The organism is uncultured Gimesia sp. (assembly GCF_963972345.1).
Classification (GTDB): domain Bacteria; phylum Planctomycetota; class Planctomycetia; order Planctomycetales; family Planctomycetaceae; genus Gimesia.
The window spans coordinates 1-20,274 of sequence record NZ_CAXAVM010000024.1 but is presented as its reverse complement, the minus strand read 5'-3'; the positions used below and the strand labels follow the sequence as shown (position 1 = coordinate 20,274).

Here is a 20,274-nt window from a genome sequence, read left to right as displayed (position 1 = left end):
ACGAAAAGACTAAATCCATGCAAAGCGCATTTAACTATCTCAACGAAGAGCAGCAGCAACAGGTAGAACAGGCTGTCATTGATGCTGAAAAGCAGACCTCCTGTGAAATCGTGCCTGTCATCGCGACCTCCTCAGGGCGATACGATCGACCGGAAGATGTTGTGGGGCTCTGGGTAACTATCATTACAGCACTCTGCCTCTGGTATTTCTTTCCTCGCAACAGCGGACAGCCAGGAGACTGGGGTGGCCTGCCTGTGATGATCGAGATGATACTGGCTGCGATCTTACTGGCCATCGCCTTCATATTGGGAGCAATCGCCGGAAGTCGGATAGGCTGGCTCAGACGACTTTTCACACCCCGTATCCAGATGCAGGACGAAGTTGCGGCCCGCGCCCGGGAAGTCTTTTTTGACAAACGCATCCATCATACCGAAGGAGGAACAGGGATCCTGATCTATATCTCCCTGTTCGAGCATATGGCGGTCGCACTGGCCGACCAGTCGGTGATTGACAAACTCGGACAACCGTTCCTGGATCAGATCTGTCAGAAGCTCACATCAGGACTGCATGCCGGAAATCCGACCACCTCGCTTTGTGAAACAATTCGGGAAATTGGCAACCAGGCATCGACTTCACTGCCCCGCGCCACAGACGACCAGAATGAACTGCAGGATGTATTGATCCTGATTGACTGAGCCTTGCACGAAACCTCTTTGCCACGGTCGCCTGGTCTGGAGTCGCGAATCCACGTTTGCTGTTAATCGACAGTATTCTTACAAGTTGACAGCTGTTGATAGCTATTGAGAAATGGTATAATAGTTTGAGCCCAGCCTGACTAAAGCGTCTCCAGGATCATTTGGACCGAGTATTTATTGATTGAGAGACGCTATGGTAAATGTGAGACTTTGGGTTTGAGCGAAGGCGCCAGACGTCGGCTTTCTCCTGCATGAAATGGTAAATACTGACCGTCTGCAAATAACTATTCCGGTGACCATAATATTTGAATCAACAATAAGGACCATCCCCATGACCAACCGCAATCGAATGGAAGAGCTGATCGGAGCCCTGGAGCAGCAGAGAGATGAACTTGCTTTGAAAATCCATCTGGGTAAACAGGAAGCGAAAGACGAATGGAGACAGGTAACAGACCGACTGGATAAACTGAAAGATGATTACAAACCAGTCAAAGATGCGATGAAAGAATCCGCAGGCAGTGTGACCGATGCCCTGTTCAATGTGGGAAAAGAAATCCAGGAAAGCTTTCAGCGAATTCGCAAATCACTGTGAACCGGGTACCGGGACTGTTGCTTTCACTACTCCAATGATTTCAACCAGAGGGAATTCAGACGCAGACCTTGGATTCCTTCAGGTTGAACTGCCCGTACCGTCAACAGTTGCCTCCCCTGTTTGAGGTCCAGTGTCCCCACGTCTGTTTTCAGAAACACATTCTGACTCGTACTCATCGGCAGTTCACATTCAAGTTTCTGATCCCCGACTGCAATCTGCAGCTTGCCTGGCACTTCGGGTTCGGCTCGATAGCCATAGCTCAGTTCCACTGCGTAACGACCTGGTTTCTGTACTTCCAGCTGCCAGGTCGCTGTATCCGAATTCGACTTCCAGTTGTCGATCGTATCCCAGTCATAGCCGTCGAAGGAATACTCCAGATCGTCTCCCTTTAATACAGCCCAACTGGGCTGCAGTTCCACTTCCAGTTCCTGCTCATCTCCGACCGGAATCGCTGCCGGCTGATATACCTGGCCGGCTGTCACATCCTGAAACCAGCGGAGGAACTCACCACGTAATTCACTGACTTTCTCCGGATACTGTTTGGCCACATTATTTGTTTCACCCGGATCCGCCTGTAAATCATAAAGCTGCCCCTGGGGTTCACCCTCCTTTTTCTTTTTTCCCTGCGGGTCATGACCCACCAGTTTGAAACGGGGTCCATGAATTGACCAGCGGTGAAACGGGTTAGGCGTGTAGCGATCCCAGGTGTGATACAGATATTGATGTGGCGATTTGCCTTCCCCCTGCTCCATTAAGGACAGGACCGATTTCCCATCCAGTTTGAGATCGCCGGGCACTGGCACTCCCGCCAGCTGACAGAACGTGGGAAACAGATCTGTCTGCGCCACCATGGCATCGGTAGTCTTGCCTGCCGGAAAATGGTCTGTCCAGCGAACGACAAACGGAACGCGGGTCCCTCCTTCGTAGGCACTCGCTTTGCTCCCTTTCAGACCGGCCTTGAAGCCCCGACTCACGCCCCCATTATCGCTGGTGAAGATGACTACCGTTTGCTCATCCAGTTTCAAATCGTGTACTGTCTGCAGTAAGCGATTCAGATTCTGATCGATGCGTTCGATCATGGCGTAGATTCGTGCTTCCCGCAGTGGCAGGTCTTTCGCCAGATATTTTTCAATCAGCTTGTCTCCTTCGGGCTGTCCGAAATGAGATGTATCGAGCAGGAACGGAGAATGCGGTGCATTGTACGCCAGGTAACAGAAGAAAGGCTGCTCCTGATTTCGCTGAATGAAATCGATGGCTGCATCGGTAAACAGATCGGTCACATAGCCTCGGGTTTCGACCGGCTCTCCGTTAACGACTACCTGATCGGGGTTGGTATAGCGTTCAATGTGCCCATGATAATGCCCGAAGAAATGATCGAAGCCTCGACGATGCGGCTGATACTGCGCATACCGACCCAGGTGCCATTTCCCAAACAGTCCCGTCTTGTAACCGGCTTTCTGCAGGACTTGCGCAATCGTCGTTTCGCTCTGTCCGAGTGTGTCTCCCCCAAAGCGGGTATTGTACAGACCCGTTCGCAGATAATGCCGCCCTGTCATCAACCCGGCCCGGGTCGGTGCGCAAACCATATTCGCATAGAAACGCGTGAAGGTAACCCCCTGGCTTGCCAGCCGCTTGATCGTCGGGGTTTCGATGTCTGGATTACCGGCGATCTCCGTATCCCAGTAACCCTGATCGTCGGTCATGACCAGAATGATATTCGGCTGCCGGGATTTTTCTTTCGCCTGCAGAGACTGCGCCCGATCAGAGAACAGGCAACAGATAATGAACAATAGAGAAGTCAGACAAAGACGTTGTACATTCATAAGGTGAGTTCTTTTTCTCTCTTTGACATCCGTGACTTCACGCCTGTTTCAGACACTGCTCCAGATATTCCCGCGAGCGGTTAATCTCAGCGGTTACCTGCTCTGCCGTGGGTAGAATCGGAATGCCTCGCGGTACCGGATGCATGAAGATCTCGGTCCGTCCCTGGTAGTTGATCTTCTTGAGTGCCGCCATCAGGGGAACGAAGTTCAAATCCCCGCGTCCGGGTAATTGCAGCAGTTCCTGTTCTTTCGGGAGTTTCTTGATACAGCCCATGCCATGCTGCCATGCCTGGAAGTGCAACAGCCGGTCATCCAGGTCGGTAATCAGCTTCGCCATCATTTCCGGATCCTGCTCCAGATGATAGGGTGCAAGCGCCATGCCGAAATTCTTGGCAGGCAGCATTTCCATCAGCCAGCGTTGTGTGTCCGGATCGTTGATCAGGCCGCCGCCATGATTTTCCAGTCCGATCATCACCCCTTTTTCTTCGGCAGCAGCGATATGTGGTTTGAGTTTTTCGGCAAACGCTTTGATCGCGGATTTCAACTCGGCCCCTTTTAAACCTTTGGGACCGCCACTATTGCAGATCACCATGTCCCCGCCGAGTTGACTGACCAGATCCATTTCGCCCTGCATGTTAAACAGGCCGTATTTGAAACAGGTGAAGCTCCCCAGCTTGACATTGTACTTATCCAACAGCTGCTTTGTTTTTTCCACTCCCAGTTCGTCAATCTGTTCGCGCTGATTCCCATGACGTTTGGCCCAGATCTCAATATATTCGGCCCCCGTTTTCGGAGTCTCCTGCAGAATCGTTTCCAGAGGCAGTGTGCCATACATACAGGACGCGACAATATAGTTCAGTTGAAACGGCTGCTGCGAAGTTTCGGTCCCGGCTCCGAATGCCGTACCGAGCAAACCCGCCGAGCAGGCCGTTCCCAGAAGCTGTTTATTAAAATCGCGACGACTGAGCTGATCGTTCATGAATCTGAATCTTTCTGTTGCTGTGGAATCGGATGCTGTTTACGAAACGACCTTTTCCCCCTCTTTCAGAAAGGGAACGACCAGATGTTTCGGCTGTTGAGTCTCGGGATCGATAATCGGTTCGGGAGAATACTGCGTCACGTACGCTCGACGCATTTTGTCTGTGGTATTAGCGCCACTGCGATGAAATGTCAACGAGCTGAACACGGCCAGACTGCCTGCGGGGACGACTGCGGTTACACCGGGTTCTTTACCGAAGTAACCCGTTTTGTCTCCGGTTTCCGGGTCACAAATGTGTTCCACCAGAGAGCGAATACCTACTGTGGAATAGGGCAGTACGTCAACCGTGCCGTTTTCCAGCGTCATATCATCCACGGCAGCCCACACGGTGACATAGGGACGATGCAGAAAACCAAGGTATCCGGAATCCTGATGCCAGGAAAACTTGATTCCCTTTTCCGCTGCTTTGACGACATACTGATCGTAAAACAGGTACGCTGTATCACCGATCGTGGCTTTGCAGATCTCTGCCATCAGGTCACTGAATACGTATTCATCGAGCCGGGGTGCCTGGTCATATTTCTTCGCGATATGATAGCGTTTGCCACGATGGCTGATATGAATATGATCGGTACCCAGGCGATCCATCTCCTGATGCATCAGATCGATCAGATGATCGCAGGCATCGCGAACAATCTGCAGATGCTCTTCGCAAATCGCCCGTTCCAGAATGAAGTAGCCTTCTTCCTGAAACTGTTTTTTATGTTCCTCGGTAATGATTCCGGTCGAGACAGTCATCGTTTCTCCTGAGTTCAAAAGAAATGGTTAAGCAATCACGATCAACATGAGCAACGAACTTTAAGTATCTTTGATCTCATAGCCGGCACGCTGTTCGCGCTTGAGCCAGGCATTGGCTTCGGCGTCACCCACGAACTGTTCCTGTTGGGGATCCCAGGTCAGTTTACGGCCCAGACGCTGTGAGATATTACCGATGTGGCAGACCGTGACCGAACGGTGCTGGTTCTGCACGCTGGAAATCGGAGTGGCCCGCGTCTCGATACAGTCGAAGAAGTTCCCCATGTGATTTACAATCGCATCCAGTTTACCCATACGAGGGGGGCGCGAAAGATTATCATGGGCATACACATTAAACGATTCCCGCGGCAAAGGATTCTTCGCCAGATCTTCGACTGGTTTTCCGGCAATGGTGCCCCGGTTCACAAAGATGCGTCCCTCGTCCCCTTCAAACATGACTCCGGTACGTCCGCTATCATTGACTTCCAGAACCACCCCATTGGCATAGCGGGCTTTCAGATGGTAATCGAGGGCCACGTTGTAACCGTTCTCGACATTCGGAAACGTTGCCGTTCCTTCGATATCAACAGGTCCGGAATCCTGCATGCCGGCGCCCCACTGTGCGATATCGATATGATGTGCGCCCCAGTCGGTCATCTGGCCTCCCGAATACTCGTACCACCAGCGGAACGTGTAATGGCAGCGTTCCTTGATGTAGGGAACTTCGGGTGTCTGCCCCTGCCACAAATCCCAGTTCAAAACGGAGGGAACCGGTTCGGGTTTGAAAGGCCCTCCCGTTTTATTTTTACTGAGAGTGACCGTTATTTTCTGCAGGTTACCAATCCGTCCATCCTTGATCATTTCGATCGCCTGGCGAAAACGGTGATCACTTCTCTGCCAGGTGCCAACCTGAACGACGGCTTTGGTCTCATCCACGACTTTGTTGATGATTTTCCCTTCGTCGACAGTCAGCGTTAATGGTTTTTCACAATAGACGTCTTTGCCGGCTCGACAGGCATCAATCAGCATTTTGGTATGCCAGTGATCGGGGGCACCGATTGTGACGACATCGATATCTGCCTTATCCAGCATCTCCCGATAATCTTCGAACAGAGTCGCTTTCCCGCCAAACTGCTTGCGGGCTTTCTCTGCAATTTCCCGGTCCACGTCGGCGATCGCTACGATGTCGCCATACTGCTGAGCTTTGTCTGCAATGACCGAACCCTGGTACCGCATTCCAATCGAACCGATTTTCAGACGTTCATTCGGATTGCGGGCTTTCTCTGCGGCACGTGCCGTATTCACAAAAACTCCCGGCGCCAGACAAGCCAGGGGCAGCCCCGCAGCCGCTGTTTTAACAAACGTTCGACGAGAAAGTTTTTGTGAAGTCATCGCAGTCTCCTCTGAGTATCGAGTGATTTTTAAAATTGATCAGTATTGATTTCGTGCCTCATCCAGCATTTTTATCCAGGGACCGATGTATTGACCATGATCATGGTAGGTACGCCCGCTGACCATGTTTCCGTCAATCACACAGGCTTCATTCACGAAAATGCCGCCACAGACTTCCAGATCAAACTGGCATTTGGGAACGGTCGCCATGCGACGGCCTTTTACACAACCGGCGCGGGCTGGAATTTCTACGCCATGACATACGGAAGCAATGGGTTTATTCTTCTCAAAGAAGTGCTGAGTGATGCGGATCAGGTCTTCATCCTCGCGAATGTACTCGGGAGCACGGCCGCCGCTGAAAAAGATTCCCAGGTACTCTTCCTCTTTGATATCTTTAAAGGCAATATCTGCCTGAATCGTATAACCTTCCCACTCCTTGGTAATCGTCCAGCCCGGTTTCACTTCGTGGAGCACCATCTGATACAGACGTTTTTCAGGTGCGGCAACAACGGGCTCGTAGCCCCCTTCAATCAGGCGATAGTAGGGATAAAGTGTGTCGACAGTCTCAGTTGCATCACCAACGATGATTAGCACTTTGTTCATTCAAAACATTCCTTCTACGTAAAATTCAAGCATTGAATTGGAATCCATTCTACAGGGGAATCCAGACCGGTCATTACGGAATTTCATAAACATTCTCAGGTTTTGCGTACATTATAAGACCTGAAATCGCAGAATACTTCTGTTTTCAGGCTTTTTCTGGAACGACCACTCTCCAGGTCTGATCAATGCATTTTCGCTCGAAACTCTCCGGGAGTCTCACCTGTTTTCTCTTTAAAGAGTGTACTAAAGTGCTGCGAATGGCGAAAACCGATCCGCTGTGTAATCTGCGAGAGAGATAAATCGGTCGAAGCCAGCAGTTCCTTGGCCCGTTCCATCTGAGTCCGGATGATCTCCGCTTTGGGAGACCGGCCAATCGCCGATTTCATCTGACGTTCCAGCGCAGTGCGCGACATGGGAACCGCTTTCAGGATATCGGAAACCTGAATCCCCTTGCAGGCATTTTCGCGAATGAAGCGTAACGCCAGCGCCAGTTCAGGATCATCCACGGCGACCACATCGGATGACTGCCGCGTGACAATTCCCAGTGGATTGAGCAGATACGGCTCCTCGGGAGCTGCTTCCCCTTTCATCATGCGACTCAGCAGCGCTGCTGCCTCATAGCCGATGCGCGTCGAATTATAAGCGACACTCGAAAGCGGAGGTCGGGCCATCATACAGAGAATGTCGTCATTCTCGGCACCGACGACGGCCACTTCATCGGGAACCGAGATCCCTGCCCGGTCACAGGCATCCAGCAGCCAGAACCCCAACTGATCGGTACATGCCATAATCCCGACCGGCTTGGGCAAACCGAGAACCCATTTGACCATCTGCTCCTGATGTTTTTCCCATTCGCGGGGCACTTCGGAATCTTCGGGAGCCGAAAACACGCTCACTTCGTAGCCGGCATTTTGAATGGTCTGAATGTAGTTATCACGGCGTTCTTCGAAGTAAACTTCACAACCGATTTCGTAAACTCCAAAGTGACGAATGCCCCGTTCCAGAAAATGTTCTGCCACCATGCGTCCCATCGCGCGGTTATCGATTCCCAGAAAGGGAAACGAATGTTGCAGCTTTGTCGAACGCAGCTCGATCGTAGGAATGCCGGACGCGGTAATGGCATCTGCCATCTCCTGGCTGGTTGTGCGACTTAAAATCCCGTCCCCTTTCCAGCGGGAAATCCATCCCGGTACCTGGGAATCCAACGAACGAGGCATTACGAAGACTGACCATTCCTCCTTTTCAGTGATATATTGGCGAATGCCGTTCAACAGTCCCCGGCCATGTGAGCGAGACGTTTCAATCAGTAAAGCGACGTGAGGGATAGAAGATTTAGCCATAGGGGGTCGATTCAGCCGATATATAATCAGTTTGGGGAATGCGGCGCCAGGAACTTTTTCAATTCAGAAAAGTAATCTTTTACAGCAAGTCCGATTTCTGTTCAATCATGATCGAAACAGTTAGAGGGACTTCGTACAATACTCTTCATGATCTTTTTTGACAGCATCGCAGATAAGAATTGACTCTGAAAGGTTTTCGTGGACTATCAAATCAAGCAGGCTCAGGCCAATGATTTTCTGGAAATTGCAGCCTTGGATCGGATCGCCTGGCCGCTGGAACCGGATACCTACATTCCCGATGGCGAACATGCCTGGAGACTCTGGTGTGAGTATGCAACTGTTCTCATAGCAGTTTCTGCCCCTGAAAATAACTCACCGACACTCGCCGGTGTATTGTTGATGTTTCCGACGAATACCGAGGAAATCTTTCTGCATAAAATCATGGTGCATGCCGATTTCCGGGGACAGGGAATCGGCTCTGCTTTGATGAAACAGGCGCTGCAACAGGCAGCGAAGGTGGTATTACTCACAGTAAACCCCGAAAATACGCCTGCGGTAAAGCTGTATGAAAGCTTTGGTTTCCAGGTCAGAGAGAAAATCGAAGGTTATTATCGCCCCCATGAACATCGGCTGTTGATGGAATTCAAGCCTGCCACGTAATTCAACACATGGATTTTTTATGAATCAGACAGAGCGAGTACTCATACTGGGAGCAGGCATCAACGGCGTCGCGATTGCCCGGGAACTGCTGTTGAACGGGATTCCGGTCTGCATGATTGACCAGGGGGATCTGTCACAGGGAGCCACATCCAAATCCTCCCGACTGGTTCATGGCGGCCTGCGCTACCTGGAATATGGTGATTTTTCCCTGGTGAAAGAATCCGTTCACGAACGCGGGATTCTCCTGGATCTGGCGCCGCACTTCGTGAAACCGCTGAGGTTCGCCATCCCGCTGGCGCATCGCGCGACGGGCGTCATGTCGTCCGGTCTCCGATTTCTCAGTGGCTTTCGGGTTCCCGGCGCGCACTGGCTCACCACCCGGTTCTCTTTCTCATCTGAGCGGGGCATGTATCTCGTCGACATGGGACTGAACATGTACGACTGGTTTGCCTCCAAAGGCAAGCTCCCCCGGCATTCGGTTCACGATGCAGGTGAACCCGGCTTGCCCGATATCAACAGGCAGAAATTCCGCTGGCTCGCCTGCTATTCTGATGCCCAGATGCGTTTTCCCGAACGTTTCGTGGTCGCATTACTGCATGACTGCCAGAATATTGCCCGGCAGAAAGGTCTCGACTTTGAACTTTTAACCTATCATCGGCTCTCCCTCAAAAACAGAAATGCCCAGCTGAATTCGCTGCGGCATCCCAGCCTTCATCACGAACTGTTTGTCCCGAAAGTCATCATCAACGCTTCCGGGGCCTGCGGCGATCTGACGCTCGAACAGATTGACGTCACTTCTCCCCGCCTGATGGGGGGCACCAAAGGCAGCCACATCATCACCTTCAATCAGAGTCTCCGGGACGCTTTAGGCGAACAGGCCATTTACTCCGAAGCCAGCGACGGTCGCCTGGTCTTCATCCTCCCGTTTGGCAACTGCACCCTGATTGGCACGACCGATGTCCGCGTGGAAGGCAACCCGCTCGATGTCACTGCCAGTCCCGAAGAATTAGACTACCTCGTCGGCATGGTCAACATGGTTTTCCCGCAGGTGAAGCTCACGCATGATGATATCAACCTGCATTACAGCGGTGTCCGTCCCCTGCCTTATCAACCCGAGGGCAAAGCCGCATCCATTTCGCGCGATCACTCAATTCAGGAATTTGAAGGCCCTGCTGGCTGGATTGTCACCCTGGTGGGAGGCAAACTCACCTCGTGGCGGGCCTTTGCCGAAAACGTGACTGATCGCATCTTGAAGAAACTGGGAAAAAGTTATCATTCCGAATCGAAAACCCGTCTGATCCCCGGCGCAGAGCACTACCCGTTAACACCCGATATCCTCAAAGCGGAACAGGAACGCCTCGCAGAGAAGTTTCAACTGCCGCTGGTAAGCATTCAAATCCTCTGGGATCTGCAGGGCACCATGATCGAAGAAATCCTGGAATCCATCCCCGAGTTTTCTTCCGAGTTGCTTCCCGGAACCAATATTCCTCGCCAGTACGTACTCTGGACCATTCAGAACGAATGGGTTGAGACCATCGGCGACCTCGTCGAACGTCGCCTGATGCTGATCTTCGACGAAACCCTGCCGGCCTACACCCTGCAGGCGCTCGCTGATTGCCTGGTGGAGACAGGCAAACTGGATGCTGCGGATATCCCCACTTCAATCGATGAATACAAACAGCATCTGGCGAAGTATTACGGGAAAGCCGTCAGTTAATCAGCCATCTTTTCACTGAATAAATTCGACTTGACACCGCCATGCCGCGAAACAAAATAAGCATCAAATCGTGTCGCGCGCGTAATGCAGTATTTCTTCACCTGCTTTAGAGGAATCAGTCAGCACATCTGCACTATAAAACCCGCTGGTGCCAGAGTGATTTATCAAAACTCTGCTCAAATGCACTCTGTGGATCGACACACTTCGCCTCACTATCGCCCCGGTGTAACACGTGTTCGTCCCGGCACCAACACATGTCATCACGTATCGCCACACGATTTTTTTCACTCCCCCTTGACGCCCCCGCGCCTCTGAAGAAAATCCACTTCTCCGGCATGAATTATTTAACAGCACATTCATCAAGCGACATCCCTGTTTGACGATTTTCGATGATACGTTGCCTCAGATCATACGACGACCAGCTTCATGATCACGCTGATTCTGCGCACAATCGATTCTAATCGATATCACCAGATTACCCGCAGATGAACATCCCGCACCAGGCATTCCCCAGGCTCAGTTCACATTCCAGTCATCAGTCGAGCGGCACTTCACGCACGACCCGAAATGCCCCGCGCGAAGGTGTTTCCGGCACTCCATGTCCGCGAACATAGGACGTCAGCTGAGCCGCCGGCTGCTGAAATCCCCCTCCCCGTCGAACACGTTCCTGCCCAGTCGAGGGTCCCATAGGGTTTTCCACGGGAGAAACGGAATAGTAACCCGGGCTGTAATAATCCTGACACCATTCCCATTCATTCCCATAGATGTCATACAGGCCAAAGGCATTGGGACGTTTCTGTTTGACAGGATAAACCCGACCGCCGGAATTATTCAGAAACCAGGCATACTGATCCATCTCGTCAGATTGATCTCCAAAAAACCAGGCAGTCTCCGATCCGGCCCGGCATGCATATTCCCACTCGGCTTCTGTGGGGAGACGATATCGATCGCCGGTTTGATCGGAAAGCCACTCACAGAATGCCGTCGCGTCATTCCAGCTGATACTGACAGCCGGCGCCAAATCCTGGACTGGTAAGTCGCCCAGATTTTTCCAGGAGTAGTCCATGGTCTTCACCCAGCTGCCACCCGTCATTCCATATCCGCCACTCCGCTCTGCATCGGTCTGATATTTGGTCGCATTCACAAATTCCCGAAACTGCTGATTGGTCACCTCTGTTGCACCCATATAATAAGGTCGGGTGAGTCTCACCTGGTGTCCCGGTGCATCGGAATCGGCAGAAGCAGCAGTGCGATCTCCCATCAGAAACTCACCAGGAGGAATCAACGTCAGTTCCAGTTCAACTGCTGAGGTGCCATTACCCAGGGGAACTTCCAGCCGGACCGGCAGATTCCTGTCGGCGGCGTAAGTCTGCTGCAGGGGAGCCACAGTCGGATCAGACGAATTTCCCTTCGATGAATCTGCTGCGCTTTCAGAATCGGCAAGCGAACGATCTGTGACATCCGGTTTCCAGGAAAACGCACCAATCAGAATCGCAGCAGCGACAGCCAGCCCTCCCCAGAGCAGACTGCGACGGGGAAAGTGACCAGACGATACCGTTGCCTGCTGAGAGGTACTCGCCAGCATCGTCATCTCGGAAACCGCTGGTTGAACCGTGGTGGGTGCATTCGCCCAGCTGGCTTTGTTTGACTCGGGAAGTGAGATTTCCTTTTGCGGCACCACCAGCGTCTGATCATCAAAGTCTGAAGAGAAGCGTTCCAGATCGCAAATCAGTTCGCTGGCGTTCTGATATCGATCAGCGGGGGATTTTGCCAGCATCTTTTCGAAAATGGGATCGAATTCCTGAGGCACCTGGCTCAGCCGTTCCGACAGGCGGGGAACCGGTTCTTCCCGGTGCGCCAGGATGCGTTCGACTGTCGTTTCTCCCCGGTAGACCGGCTGCGCCGTCAGCAGGAAATAGAAGGTGCACCCCAGGCTGTAAATGTCTGAACGATGGTCTGCCTGCTTCGTATTCCGTGCCTGCTCGGGAGCCATATAATCGATCGTGCCCATAAAGAACTGACTGGTCGTCAATTCGGTAGGGGCGTCTGTTCCCAGCACATCCTCTGTCGGCTGCTGCAGACGGGCCAGACCCATATCCAGAATTTTCAGATCCCCCTGGTCATCAACCAGGATATTGGCGGGTTTAATGTCACGATGAATGACTCCCTGGCGATGCGCATACTCCAAGCCCTGTGCTACCTGCAGAATGCAGTTCAATGCATCGGAAAAGTCAAGCGGTCCGGAATCACGCACCAGTTGCGACAGACTCTCACCATCGATGTATTCACAGATCAGGTAATGGATGCCCTGATCTTCACCGGCATCGTAGGCTGTCACAATATGAGGATGTGAAAGGCGGGCCGCGGTCTGAACTTCACGTTCAAAACGTTTCAGGCGATCGGGAATATTCTGCAGGTCGGAGCGAATCACTTTCAATGCGACAATACGTTTCATCCGGCGGTGCATCGCCTTGTAAACAGTTCCCATTCCCCTCGAGCCAATCGGCTCCAGGATCAGGTAGTCGGCAATTAATAACCGTCGTTCTTCGCCCGACAATAAGACATCAGACTGGTAAGCTGTCATTTTTCCGGACTGCACAAGCAATGCCGTCAGATCTTCCGATGTCTGACAGGAGTGCCCTGCCTCTGCTGAGGCCTGCAGTTCCGTCAGTTCTCCTTGCGAAAGAATGCCTTCTTCAACAATCCGCTGCTGACATTGTTCCAGCGAGAGCGGATCGGGAGTGCTTTGATTCCGGGAGTAGGCAGGTGGAGTGGCTGCGATGAACTGATTTGCCTGCGTCGTTTCCAGCACACTTGAGAGCCAGTTCGCATCGAGACCGGGAAACAGTTCCAGATAATCATCCGACTGCGGTGCTTCACCCCGTTGGCAGCGATGCTCAATTTCCAGAGGAATTAATTCTCTGAGAATGACTTCGCGGTATTCCAAGGCCACGTGTTCCAGATAGTCGTCAATCGAAGGAAGTTCCCCGAGCTTCAACTCTGTTTCGTATTGATCACACAGTTGATTGATTCTCAGCATCAGGTCTGAAGGAAGCTGTTCGAAATCTGTTTCATTTCGCGATTTCACAAATTGCAATCCTCTTGCCACAGTCTGGTAATCAACTGAATTTTTCGTTCAACGGTTCGGCGGGCGCAACCTTGATTCTGCGCAATTTCAGTAGTAGTTTCCCCTTCCATTTTGGCCAATGCAACCTGTCTTAAGGCGGAATCGCCTGTTTTATCCAATAAATTCAACAGCCGTTCCAGTTCTTCAGCCATCTGAACCGCAAATTCCGGCGAGGGTTGCTGCTGGATGATCTCTTCAAAATCAACCTGAATGGACGTTTGCTTCTTTGTCGTCCCGATCCCGTCGCTTTTGCCGCTCCCGCCGCGTTTCTGTCTGTTTTCCAGTCGAATCAGATCGATTGACTTATGCGAGGTAATCGCCACCAGGAGCGGCCATAAATTCTGTCGATCCGTGATCTGTGAAAACCGGCCATTCTGCGCCCCCAGACAGAAACTTTTAAAAGCACTCAGTGCCACATCTTCTTCATCCGCCATTGCCCGCGGGGCACCCTGTAATTTTTTTCGCGCGACTTCCACCATCTCCAGGAAATACGATTCCCACAACCTCTGCGCAGCCTGGGTGTCCCCTGATTTAAGCTGATCGATCCACTGTGTGACGGTTTCTTCAATGGCAGACATTGAGACATGCTTTCCTGAAACAGCTGACTGAAATTCAGCCCATCATTATATCGTAGAGTCCAGGCATTCAACAGCTTCGGTCACTTTTCACTCAAAGTATATTATTTGCATATTTTTTGTCGCATCTTCACATTCTCTGACGAATTTATTGCAATCACCGTCTGAACAGATCAGAAAAACATTGAACTGCGTACATCATCCGACTTCTTCCAGGAAAGAGAATATGTTCCCCATGCCCGTAATTCGATTCAGAGACTGCCTTTTCATGTGTACGACACTGGCAGTCAGTTTCCTGATGGCCGTTCCTGTCGAAGCACAGCAAACCGGTAATCCGCGGGACGATCTCAAAGGATTGAGCGATGAATTTGATGATGCCTCAACCCTGAAACAGTGGTCGCGCATTTTTGAGACGGAGCAGAGTAAAGCCGACCAGCTCGAACAGTTTGACATCGCCAAAACGAAACCGGGATGGATGGTGATGGTTCCCTACAGCAGTACCTGGTACATGGACTATCGGGGAGTTCTGGTCTACAAAGAAATCAAGGGAGATTTTGTAGTCACTTCGAACATTCGCGTCGCGCGTCGTGGAGGCGATGGGGCACCGCGCAGTAATTTTTCCCTGGCAGGTCTTATGATTCGTACTCCACGAGACGTCACTCCTCAAACATGGAAACCGGGTGGTGAGAACTATATCTTTCTCTCCCTCGGCGCTGCGAATCGTCCCGGCTCATTTCAGTTTGAAGTCAAAACCACTGTCAACAGTCGCTCAACCCTCGCAGTGACAGATGCGGGAACACCCGCTGCCATGATCCAGATCGCCCGGATTGGAAATGAATTCATCCTGCTGAAAAAAACACCCGAGGGAACCTGGAATATCCACCAGCGCTACCGCCGCACTGACATGCCCGAACAGTTGCAGGTGGGGCTCACAGTTTATACAGACTACTCAACGGCATCGCGCTTGAAACCACCTCAACAGAATACACAGGTCATTCGAAACGGTCGCCCGGACCTGGTCGCCGGATTTGACTATGTCCATTTTCAGCGACCTGCACTGCCCGCTGCGTTACAGGGAAAATCGCTCTCCAACCCGGCAGAAGTCTCTGATGCCCAGCTTTTACAGTTTCTGGGTGAACATGCCAATAATTAGGAACATTATTTAACAGCTCTCTGACGTATTTCCCACGACCTCCTGTTTGCAATTGATTCGATGACGGGCTTATAATCGGACCAGAAGTCGATTTCGGATCGAATCAGTTTTTGAGATGAGTGAGATGAACACTCAACCAATCAATGTCAGGAGTCTGTGAGAATGCGCTACCCGGTTAAAACTCTCTCTTTATTCGCAGTACTTGCGATCACCCTGTTCACAGTCGAATACGCGGCTGCTGCTCCGCCTGTCGAAGGCGTTCTGGTGGAAGCAGAAAGTTTTGACCAGCATGGTGGCTGGAAACTGGATACGCAGTTCATCAACATCATGGGCTCTCCTTACCTGCTGGCGCATGGACTGGGGCAACCGGTTGCAGATGCCGAAACGACGGTCCAGTTTCCTTCAACTGGAAAATACCGTGTTCACGTCCGTACCAAAGACTGGGTCGCTCCCTGGAAAGCCACCGGGGCACCCGGACGGTTTCAACTCCTGCTTGATGGGAAACCGTTAGAAGAAACGTTCGGTACCAAAAGCGACAAATGGTTCTGGCATGACGGAGGTACTGTCGAGATTACAAAACCGGAAGCAAAACTGGCACTGCATGACCTGACAGGCTTCGAAGGTCGCTGCGACGCCATTCTGTTTACGAAAGACCTCAGCTATCAGCCACCCAACGATCTGTCACCGATGGATCAGTGGCGCAAAGGCATGCTCGGTCTGCCGGATCAGCCGGAAAAAACAAAGAACTATGATCTGGTCGTGGTCGGCGGTGGATATTCAGGCATGGGGGCTGCCATCTCCGCAGCGCGCATGGGCTGCCAGGTCGCATTGATTCAGGACCGCCCGGTCCTGGGAGGCAACGGCAGTTCGGAAGTCCGTGTCTGGGCCCAGGGGCTCGTGCGTCGCGGAAAATATCCTCATATCGGCGAGATCATCGCAGAATTTGCCGATTCCGCTGCTGCCTCTCCCGGCACATATGAAGAGTACGGCGACAAATTAAAAGAAGATGTGGTCCGAGCCGAAAAAAATATTGACCTGTTCCTCAACACGCGTGCTTATGCTGTGAAAAAAGAGGGCCAGGCCATTCAGAGCGTAACCGCCTTCAATACCAAATCCAGCAAACGGACGGAATTTCTCGGTTCTCTCTTCGCAGACTGCACCGGGCATGGCGAAATCGGTTACCTGGCCGGCGCTGACTATTACACACATGAAAAAGGCCACATGGGCATGAGTAACATGTGGACGTGGAAAGAAGCAGAAACGGAAAAGTCTTTTCCGGATGTCAGCTGGGCACTTAACCTGAATATGGAAGACTTCCCCTACCCCAAACGTTTTCATGGCGAATGGTTCTGGGAAAGCGGATTCGACAAAGATCCGATCAAAGATCTGGAATCCATGCGAGACTGGAATTTCCGCGCCGTCTATGGCGCCTGGAATGCCATGAAAAACAAGGGAGGCAAGGACAAACATGCCAACGCGGAATTAACCTGGATGGCTTTCATCGGCGGGCCACGTGAATCACGCATGCTCCGCGGCGATGTCATTCTCCGCAAGAAAGATATCGTGAATAAAATCGAGTTTCCCGATGGATGCGTTCCCAGTACGTGGTCTATCGATTTGCACTATCCCAAAAAACAATATATGCAGAAGTACCCGGAAGATCCCTTTATTTCACAGGCTGTGTTTGACAGTCGCGTGGACCGCAGATTCGGGTACCCGGTTCCCTATCGCTGTTTTTACTCACGCAATATCCCGAACCTGTTTATGGCAGGTCGCTGTATCAGTGTGACCCATGAAGCGCTCGGAACCGTGCGCGTCATGAAAACCGGGGGCATGATGGGCGAAGTCGTCGGGAAGGCGGCAGCGGTCTGCACGGAAAAAGACTGCAGCCCCCGCGATGTCTACACGGACTACTATCAGGACCTCGAAAAACTGATGGCCCGTAAAGGGGTCGAACGCCGCGATACGATTGATGGCCAGTTCTATATCTCGAAAGACTCTAAAGAACTGCCTCCTGTCATTGATGCCTATATCGACCCGACCACACTCCCGGGACTGGTCATCGACGATGAAAACGACAACGTCGAGTTCGTGGGAACATGGACTAAAGGAGAAGGCCTGAAAGGCTTTATCGGCAACCACTATGTCTATCATGGCAGGGGTAAAAAAGCAGAGATCCGCTTTAAATTCCAGGTTGATAAAACGGGCAAGTATGAAGTCCGCCTGGCATATGGACATCATGAAAACCGCGCGACGAATACCCCCGTCACGATTCGCTCCGCTCAGGAATCACAGACGGTGAAAATCAATCAGAGAATCAAACCACCATTGAAGAACGGCTTTGTTTCTCTCGGTACCTTTGAATTTGAGAAAGGTCAACAGATTGAAGTCGTCATGTCCAATGAGGGTGTGGACGGGAATGTGCACGCCGATGCGATCCAGGTTCTGCCCGCTGACTGAGCGCGTTCTCTGAGATCAGACACACGTTGCACCATCGCTTGAAATCAACACCAGAGAATAAACGACTCAGGCAAAGCAGATTGCCTGAGTCGATGAGAACAGGATGACAGACTTACCGCAAACCGTGAAGCCTTCCCGACCAAAACGGCGCGCCAGTCACTTCAAGTCACTTTTGCTCAAGCTGTACCGCATCGCCGTCCTGGTTCTCATCATCTGTCTCATCAGGGACTACTTTGTGCGGCTGCGCGTACAGGGCAAGGCCCCCATCGAACTGCAGGAAGTCCAAAAGCTGCTCCCCTCCGCAGCATCGCTTCAGGTCGATCACTCCGAACGCAGGGGACTATTTGTTCTGAACCAGGACCAGGAGACCATTGGCTATGCCATCCGCACTTCCCCTGTCTCTGATGACATTATCGGTTACTGTGGTCCTTCTGACACATTGATCGTTTTTACGCCTCAGACAGACCGTATTGTCGGCATTTCAATTCGCAGCAGTGGTGACACCACCTCTCACGTGAACGATATCCGCCAGAATAAGTACTGGATGAATCTCTGGAAAGATTACGGCTGGCATGAAATCGTAGACGTTGATCTTCGGTCAGGAGAGATCGAAGGCGTTTCCGGCGCCACCATGACCAGTATGGGGATCGCCCATGCCATCGCGCATCGGATCCGTTTCTCAGAACAGAAAACGCAGGCAGATCCCCCTTTTCAGATCCGGGCAAAAGACGCGGCTATCATTGCCTTTTGTATCGGCGCGTGCCTGATCACATTTACGCGCCTCAAGCGGATTCACTGGTTGCGAAAGCTGTACAAGCTCACCGCCATGCTTTACCTCGGCTTCTGGACGGGAGATTTGCTGGCGGAATCACTGTTTGCCGGCTGGGCCCGCTACGCCGTCCCCTGGAGAACGGTCTCCGGCCTGGTTGCGCTGGCAGCCGTTGCCGTGCTGATCCCCTGGACTACCCGTCGCAATGTTTATTGCCAGAGCATCTGCCCGCATGGCACCGCCCAGGAATTTCTGGGCAAAGTGATTTCTCCGCGATCAAAGTGGAAAATCAGACCGGATATCAAACGCGCGCTTCGCTGGATCCCCCCGTTATTGATCGGACTGATCCTCACTATTATTTTCTTAAGAATCCCCATCGATCTGGCGGAACTGGAAGCCTTCGATGCCTATCTGCTCACATCCGCAGGAATCGCTTCGATCATCATCGCTGTCGTGGGACTTGTCGCGTCCCTGTTTGTCCCACAGGCTTACTGTCACTATGGCTGTCCTACCGGCGCCATCTTCGAATTTGTCCGCTCACACGGCAGAGCAGATCATTTTGGCAGAAGCGATTTGGTCGGGGGGCTGTTTCTGCTGCTGGCGTTTGTCTTCAACCGTTATGCAGAGCAAATACAGCAGCTCTTGCTCAGCTGAAAGTACGGACTGATCCATCTTGAATTGACAGGTGATCCAGGTCAGGCACGCCAGCGCGCGTACGGATTATTTTTGGATAACGTGCTATTCCCGGTCTGACAAGATATGACTCGACTTACAGGTTGGAGGCATCGTCCTGAATCTGTTGCCGGATCAGTGCTTTACTGATTACGTTCACCAGTTTTTGAGGTTTGTAGGGTTTTTTCAGGAAATGGACGATCTCGGACCCCTGCATCTGTTCTGAAATATCCGTCTCACTCAGGCCACTGGTCAGAATCACCGGAATGTCAATTTCCTTCTCCCTGAGCAGTTCAAAAGTCTCCACGCCACTTAATCCCGGCATGGTCATGTCCAGGAGTACCGCGCTGATCTCGCCACGGTGTTTTACATAAACTTCAACGCCTTCACTCCCTGAATACGCGGTCAGCACCGAAAACCCAAACCGTTTCAATACGCGATCCACAACATTGCATACCGCCTTGTCATCATCAATCACAAGGATCGAACCAGAGTCCACCGGTATCTGCAATTCACCACTCCCTTCATCGTCGCTCTCAGCAGTCGTTTCCAGTGACTGAGGCAAGATAACCCGGAAGCAGGAACCCTGATTGAGAACAGAGTTGACCTGCAGGCCTCCATGATGCCCACGGATAATTCCTGACACGCCCGCCAGCCCCAACCCGCGACCGGTAAACTTAGTGGTAAAAAACGGGTCAAACATTTTTGACAGGCAGTCTTCATTCATACCGCTCCCGTTATCTTCCACTTCAAAATACACAAACTTTCCCGGAGCGCCATTTTCACAGAAATAATAATCAGAAAATTCATGCTTCCCCAGCAGGCTGACCCCGGTGCGAATTTTGATGCAACCAGTTTCTGCCTGATTTTGAGTCGCTTCCGATGCATTCGTCAACAGATTCAGAACCACCTGTTCGATCTG

At 51.8% G+C, this 20,274-nt stretch carries 16 protein-coding genes; 7 read left to right on the top strand and 9 right to left on the bottom strand.

Going from position 1 to position 20,274, the window contains the following annotated elements; genetic code table 11:
• Window positions 1-17 precede the first annotated feature (17 nt).
• Entirely contained in the window at window positions 18-695 is a 678-nt protein-coding gene (locus AACZ40_RS06275; RefSeq protein ID WP_291170909.1) for a hypothetical protein, read from the top strand.
• A 331-nt stretch (window positions 696-1,026) separates the two neighbouring features.
• Window positions 1,027-1,287 (top strand): hypothetical protein, encoded by a 261-nt coding sequence (locus AACZ40_RS06270; protein WP_291170908.1) that lies wholly within the window; start codon window positions 1,027-1,029, stop codon window positions 1,285-1,287.
• Between the two features lie 26 nt (window positions 1,288-1,313).
• Here the strand turns inward: AACZ40_RS06270 and AACZ40_RS06265 are convergent, their stop codons facing one another.
• From AACZ40_RS06265 to AACZ40_RS06240, 6 genes are all read right to left on the bottom strand, one after another.
• On the bottom strand, window positions 1,314-3,110 hold the full coding sequence (locus tag AACZ40_RS06265) for an arylsulfatase (protein WP_291170906.1): 1,797 nt from the start codon (window positions 3,108-3,110) through the stop codon (window positions 1,314-1,316).
• A gap of 37 nt (window positions 3,111-3,147) precedes the next feature.
• Window positions 3,148-4,089 carry a sugar phosphate isomerase/epimerase gene (locus AACZ40_RS06260; protein WP_291170904.1) on the bottom strand — a complete coding sequence of 314 codons (942 nt, stop codon included), beginning with the start codon at window positions 4,087-4,089 and terminating at the stop codon, window positions 3,148-3,150.
• A 39-nt stretch (window positions 4,090-4,128) separates the two neighbouring features.
• Complete coding sequence (locus AACZ40_RS06255; RefSeq protein WP_339673636.1) at window positions 4,129-4,887, bottom strand: phytanoyl-CoA dioxygenase family protein; 759 nt, start codon at window positions 4,885-4,887, stop codon at window positions 4,129-4,131.
• Window positions 4,888-4,947: 60 nt separating this feature from the next.
• Window positions 4,948-6,276, bottom strand: a complete 1,329-nt coding sequence (locus tag AACZ40_RS06250; protein ID WP_291170900.1) for a Gfo/Idh/MocA family oxidoreductase — start codon at window positions 6,274-6,276, stop codon at window positions 4,948-4,950.
• Between the two features lie 39 nt (window positions 6,277-6,315).
• A complete protein-coding gene (locus AACZ40_RS06245; protein ID WP_291170898.1) occupies window positions 6,316-6,879 on the bottom strand; it encodes a DJ-1/PfpI family protein in 564 nt (187 codons plus the stop codon).
• Between the two features lie 182 nt (window positions 6,880-7,061).
• The gene (locus AACZ40_RS06240; RefSeq protein ID WP_291170897.1) at window positions 7,062-8,219 is read right to left on the bottom strand and encodes a XylR family transcriptional regulator; all 1,158 of its coding nucleotides are present in this window, start codon (window positions 8,217-8,219) and stop codon (window positions 7,062-7,064) included.
• Between the two features lie 198 nt (window positions 8,220-8,417).
• Here AACZ40_RS06240 and AACZ40_RS06235 point away from each other — a divergent pair, with 198 nt between their 5' ends.
• Window positions 8,418-8,879 carry an N-acetyltransferase gene (locus AACZ40_RS06235; RefSeq protein ID WP_291170896.1) on the top strand — a complete coding sequence of 154 codons (462 nt, stop codon included), beginning with the start codon at window positions 8,418-8,420 and terminating at the stop codon, window positions 8,877-8,879.
• Between the two features lie 19 nt (window positions 8,880-8,898).
• Window positions 8,899-10,596, top strand: coding sequence for a glycerol-3-phosphate dehydrogenase/oxidase (locus AACZ40_RS06230; RefSeq protein WP_291170895.1), 1,698 nt, complete (start codon window positions 8,899-8,901; stop codon window positions 10,594-10,596).
• 535 nt (window positions 10,597-11,131) lie between these two features.
• Here the strand turns inward: AACZ40_RS06230 and AACZ40_RS06225 are convergent.
• Together AACZ40_RS06225 and AACZ40_RS06220 are read right to left on the bottom strand one after the other, a co-directional pair.
• Window positions 11,132-13,684 (bottom strand): bifunctional serine/threonine-protein kinase/formylglycine-generating enzyme family protein, encoded by a 2,553-nt coding sequence (locus AACZ40_RS06225; RefSeq protein WP_339673633.1) that lies wholly within the window; start codon window positions 13,682-13,684, stop codon window positions 11,132-11,134.
• Window positions 13,681-14,301, bottom strand: a complete 621-nt coding sequence (locus tag AACZ40_RS06220) for an ECF-type sigma factor (protein ID WP_291170893.1) — start codon at window positions 14,299-14,301, stop codon at window positions 13,681-13,683. The genes AACZ40_RS06225 and AACZ40_RS06220 overlap by 4 nt, the downstream gene beginning before the upstream one ends.
• 265 nt (window positions 14,302-14,566) lie before the next feature.
• Here AACZ40_RS06220 and AACZ40_RS06215 point away from each other — a divergent pair, with 265 nt between their 5' ends.
• From AACZ40_RS06215 to AACZ40_RS06205, 3 genes are all read left to right on the top strand, one after another.
• Window positions 14,567-15,451: a hypothetical protein gene (locus AACZ40_RS06215; RefSeq protein WP_291170892.1), complete on the top strand. Its 885-nt coding sequence runs from the start codon at window positions 14,567-14,569 to the stop codon at window positions 15,449-15,451.
• A 162-nt stretch (window positions 15,452-15,613) separates the two neighbouring features.
• Window positions 15,614-17,911, top strand: a complete 2,298-nt coding sequence (locus AACZ40_RS06210) for an FAD-dependent oxidoreductase (protein WP_291170891.1) — start codon at window positions 15,614-15,616, stop codon at window positions 17,909-17,911.
• 103 nt (window positions 17,912-18,014) lie between these two features.
• Window positions 18,015-19,334 carry an FMN-binding protein gene (locus AACZ40_RS06205; protein WP_291170890.1) on the top strand — a complete coding sequence of 440 codons (1,320 nt, stop codon included), beginning with the start codon at window positions 18,015-18,017 and terminating at the stop codon, window positions 19,332-19,334.
• 115 nt (window positions 19,335-19,449) lie between these two features.
• Here AACZ40_RS06205 and AACZ40_RS06200 read toward each other — a convergent pair.
• A partial coding sequence (locus tag AACZ40_RS06200) for a response regulator (RefSeq protein WP_339673629.1) occupies window positions 19,450-20,274 on the bottom strand: 825 nt, incomplete at its 5' end.

Excerpts from the sequence above, each read along its gene's own strand:
- AACZ40_RS06230 (WP_291170895.1), top strand. The coding sequence starts at position 8,899 with ATGAATCAGACAGAGCGAGTACTCATACTGGGAGCAGGCATCAACGGC.
- AACZ40_RS06240 (WP_291170897.1), bottom strand. The coding sequence starts at position 8,219 with ATGGCTAAATCTTCTATCCCTCACGTCGCTTTACTGATTGAAACGTCT.
- AACZ40_RS06215 (WP_291170892.1), top strand. The coding sequence starts at position 14,567 with ATGTGTACGACACTGGCAGTCAGTTTCCTGATGGCCGTTCCTGTCGAA.
- AACZ40_RS06245 (WP_291170898.1), bottom strand. The coding sequence starts at position 6,879 with ATGAACAAAGTGCTAATCATCGTTGGTGATGCAACTGAGACTGTCGAC.
- AACZ40_RS06270 (WP_291170908.1), top strand. The coding sequence starts at position 1,027 with ATGACCAACCGCAATCGAATGGAAGAGCTGATCGGAGCCCTGGAGCAG.
- AACZ40_RS06275 (WP_291170909.1), top strand. The coding sequence starts at position 18 with ATGCAAAGCGCATTTAACTATCTCAACGAAGAGCAGCAGCAACAGGTA.
- AACZ40_RS06250 (WP_291170900.1), bottom strand. The coding sequence starts at position 6,276 with ATGACTTCACAAAAACTTTCTCGTCGAACGTTTGTTAAAACAGCGGCT.
- AACZ40_RS06265 (WP_291170906.1), bottom strand. The coding sequence starts at position 3,110 with ATGAATGTACAACGTCTTTGTCTGACTTCTCTATTGTTCATTATCTGT.
- AACZ40_RS06260 (WP_291170904.1), bottom strand. The coding sequence starts at position 4,089 with ATGAACGATCAGCTCAGTCGTCGCGATTTTAATAAACAGCTTCTGGGA.
- AACZ40_RS06220 (WP_291170893.1), bottom strand. The coding sequence starts at position 14,301 with ATGTCTGCCATTGAAGAAACCGTCACACAGTGGATCGATCAGCTTAAA.
- AACZ40_RS06205 (WP_291170890.1), top strand. The coding sequence starts at position 18,015 with ATGACAGACTTACCGCAAACCGTGAAGCCTTCCCGACCAAAACGGCGC.
- AACZ40_RS06255 (WP_339673636.1), bottom strand. The coding sequence starts at position 4,887 with ATGACTGTCTCGACCGGAATCATTACCGAGGAACATAAAAAACAGTTT.
- AACZ40_RS06210 (WP_291170891.1), top strand. The coding sequence starts at position 15,614 with ATGCGCTACCCGGTTAAAACTCTCTCTTTATTCGCAGTACTTGCGATC.